General features: G+C 58.3%; 3 protein-coding genes. 1 reads left to right on the top strand and 2 read right to left on the bottom strand.

Going from position 1 to position 3,213, the window contains the following annotated elements; all coding sequences use genetic code 11:
- Positions 1-284: 284 nt before the first annotated feature.
- Together NW844_RS12525 and NW844_RS12520 are read right to left on the bottom strand one after the other, a co-directional pair.
- The gene (locus NW844_RS12525; RefSeq protein ID WP_414336113.1) at positions 285-1,034 is read right to left on the bottom strand and encodes a YebC/PmpR family DNA-binding transcriptional regulator; all 750 of its coding nucleotides are present in this window, start codon (positions 1,032-1,034) and stop codon (positions 285-287) included.
- 165 nt (positions 1,035-1,199) lie between these two features.
- Positions 1,200-1,910, bottom strand: a complete 711-nt coding sequence (locus NW844_RS12520) for a hypothetical protein (protein WP_414336111.1) — start codon at positions 1,908-1,910, stop codon at positions 1,200-1,202.
- Positions 1,911-2,140: 230 nt separating this feature from the next.
- Between NW844_RS12520 and NW844_RS12515 the strand changes: the two genes are divergently transcribed.
- Positions 2,141-3,064 (top strand): fructosamine kinase family protein, encoded by a 924-nt coding sequence (locus NW844_RS12515; RefSeq protein WP_414336109.1) that lies wholly within the window; start codon positions 2,141-2,143, stop codon positions 3,062-3,064.
- Positions 3,065-3,213: the final 149 nt, after the last annotated feature.

The raw sequence follows: 3,213 nt of genomic DNA, 5'->3' as shown, positions 1-3,213 counted from the left end.
GCGAGGGGGAGAAGACTCAGAACCCTCTCCCTCTGGGAGAGGGCAGGGTGAGGGATCAATTTGTAGTCCATTTAGCACAAGGTCAGTTACCCAATAGCGATGTTGCCCTCACCCCCGACCCCTCTCCCTCAGGGATGACCCTCACCCCCGACCCCTCTCCCTCAGGGAGAGGGGAGTTAGAGCGTTGTGTAGCAATAACGACTTAGAGAAACGTTTTGTTTGTAGGTGTGGCCGGCAATGCAGCTCTGATGAGAGTTTCCTGTCGCTTCAATAGAAGGGTGTCCTCAGGCTAGGCTTTCCATCACCGCCTCGTCAATCTCGAAATTGGCGTAGACATTTTGCACATCGTCCAGGCTATCCAGACGTTCCATCAAGGTGAGCACCAGCTTGGCGGTGTCGGGATCCCCCACCTGAACCTCATTGGATGGGATCCAGCGGATGGCGGCATCTTGCACTTGGCAGCCCTCTTTTTTCAGATACGTGGCCACCTGCTCGAGCAAGGAGTAGTCGCAGTATACTTCTGCGCTGGTTCCCTCCACCTTGAGGTCATCGCCCCCTGCTTCTGCCACCGCCAGCAACAGGGCTTCGGGATCCGCCACGTTCTCCAGGCTGATCACCCCTCGCTGTCGGAACATCCAGCTCACACAGCCGGCTTCTCCCAAGCTGCCGCCGGTTTTGTTGAAAGCTTCTCGCACCTCGGCAGCCGTGCGGTTGCGGTTGTCGGTCATCGCCTCGATCAACACCGCTACCCCGCCGGGGCCATAGCCCTCGTAGCGAACTTCTTCCAGGGGGCTGTCATCGCTCCAGTTGCCGGCTCCCTTGGCGATGGCCCGTTCGATGTTCTCGCTGGGCATCCCCGCCGCTTTGGCTTTCTCCACCGCCGCCCGCAACTGAAAATTCCCATCCGGATCTGGCAAGCCGCTGCGAGCCGCCACGATAATGGCCCGCGAAAGTTTGGTAAATAGGCTGCCCTTTTTGGCATCTACACGGGCCTTTTGCCGTTTAATGTTGGCCCATTTGCTGTGTCCTGCCATGCCGCCGACACCGATCCAGTCAAGCCATCAACCGAGGGGATCCCTCCTAATTTTGAAGCCTAGATCACGGCGACCCAGGACTCAACCCCACCCCAGCTCCAACGGCAACAGACTGAGGGCAAAAATGGTGGGATCCCCAGAGGGCATTTAAAGCGAGCAACCCCCTCAAGGCCGAATGGGCTGCCGTTCGATCACACCCCCCGGCGGCGGTGGAGCGGCTGGGGTTTCTTCAGGGGTAGGCGTTGCCACAGGAGCTGGGGGCAGAGGGGGCACAGCCTCTCCGGGTACAGGCCCAGGTGCGGGCGTGGGGGTTGGGGATGGAGTGAGAAAAGGCGTCACCTGGGGCAGCAGCTCGGCGTAGAAAATCGCGTCTTGCTCTGGCCCCAAGCGACCCACTTGCCAACGGTGACGGGGAACAAACATCGTTTGCAACAGCACTTCTCGGCCAACAAAAGCGGGAGTTCCCGAAAAGACATAGCCATCGACGATGACCCGATTGAGATCGGGCCGAGTTTGAAACACCCGATCCACCTCCCGCCGCATCTCAGCATCCAGCCGCCCCAGCAGAGTTTCCAGAGTATCTTCAGGGCCAATCGGCACCCGCACCGCAAAGCGATAGCCTTCGCAGCGATAGTCGCCACAGATCTTGACCAGCTCGTTACGCACCCGGATTTGCGCCCCAGGATCGATGTTGCGCTCCAGCACAAAGACTTCCTCTTGCGGTTGCTGCTCGACCGGTTGAGCCCAAGTTGGCGGTTGACTTGTCCATCCTGCCCAAGCCAGGGATCCGAAAAACAAGCCAAGGCTCCAACCCAGACTGCCCTGCTGAGCGCGGGGTGAAAAGGCGGGATCGCGATCCGGGTTCGGGCTATTCATAAGCGTTAACCGACATCAGGATGGCTATCGCCAACTCTACCCGACATTGGCCCAGCAGGCACTAGGCAAGGAGAAAAATCAGTTTCAAGATCAATTCAAGATCAAAATGAGAGCAGGCGAACGGCGTCCTGGTCAGCAACGGATGGGCTGTGGCGGAGAGTCTGAGGCAAGCTATGGAGAATATGTCAATTAAGTACCTGTTTTCCCCCAACAACTAACTTTTGCTGTTGATGCAAACTCTTTGGCAAGCCATTGCCCAGCACCTTTCGCAAGCGACAGGGGATCCCATCCAGCCCCTGCGGTATCGTCCTGTGGGCGGGGGCAGCATCAACGCCACCTATCGGTTTTCCTGCGCTCCCCAAAACCCTCTTACAGAAGGGTCGAGAGACTACTTCGTCAAATTGGCCCGTGGGGGAGAGAGGGCGCTGGAGATGTTTGCGGCAGAAGCGGCGGGCTTGCAAACCCTGGCGGCTGCCCACGCCATTCGGGTGCCTCGACCCATTGTTTGGGGATCCGTAGGAAGCCAAGCCTACTTGGTGCTGGAGTACCTGGAGCTAACCTCGCCCCGTCCCCACACGGCCAGTCTCTTGGGATCCCAGTTGGCCCAGTTGCATCGCACCTTGTCTCCCAACGGGAGCTATGGCTGGGATCGCGACAATACCATCGGCTCCACGCCGCAAATCAACAGTTGGCGGCCAAACTGGCCGGACTTTTATCGGGAACAGCGGCTGCTCTACCAAGTCAAGCTGGCCTGCCAACGGGGATACCGCGGCACGTGGGTGACCCAAGCCGAACGGGTGATGGCGAAGCTGGAAGCGTTTTTTCAGGACTATAGGCCGGAACCCGCTCTGCTACATGGAGATCTGTGGGGGGGCAACTACGGGGCCTTGGCCGATGGATCCCCCGTGATCTTCGACCCAGCCGTCTACTACGGGGATCGGGAGACAGATCTGGCGATGACAGAGCTGTTCGGCGGTTTTCCGCCGGCGTTCTATCAGGCTTATCAGCAGGCCTATCCCTTGAACGAGGGGTATCCCCACCGCAAGCCTCTCTACCAGCTCTACCACTGGCTCAACCATCTCAACTTGTTCGGAGAGGGCTACCTGGGCTCGGTGCAGCGCGCCCTGCAGCAATGCCTGCACTTTCTCGAATAGGGTCAGTTATAGTCAGGTGTATGGTGCTTGTAGGTATAGAATTTATTTCCTCGCACTTGTAATCCAATTGCACTCGATTCCGGAAAAAGTGTAACTTTAACGTAAGGTGCGGAATTCCCCACCGTCTATACGGTGGGGATGGATAGCAC

The sequence above is a fragment of the Synechococcus sp. H55.2 genome (assembly GCF_047462495.1).
Lineage (GTDB): Bacteria > Cyanobacteriota > Cyanobacteriia > Thermostichales > Thermostichaceae > Thermostichus.
The sequence above is the reverse complement of the archived record's forward strand: the minus strand, read 5'-3'. Positions and strand labels throughout refer to the sequence as shown.

Coding starts and splice junctions, on each gene's coding strand:
- NW844_RS12525 (WP_414336113.1), bottom strand. CDS start 1,034: ATGGCAGGACACAGCAAATGGGCCAACATTAAACGGCAAAAGGCCCGT.
- NW844_RS12515 (WP_414336109.1), top strand. CDS start 2,141: ATGCAAACTCTTTGGCAAGCCATTGCCCAGCACCTTTCGCAAGCGACA.
- NW844_RS12520 (WP_414336111.1), bottom strand. CDS start 1,910: ATGAATAGCCCGAACCCGGATCGCGATCCCGCCTTTTCACCCCGCGCT.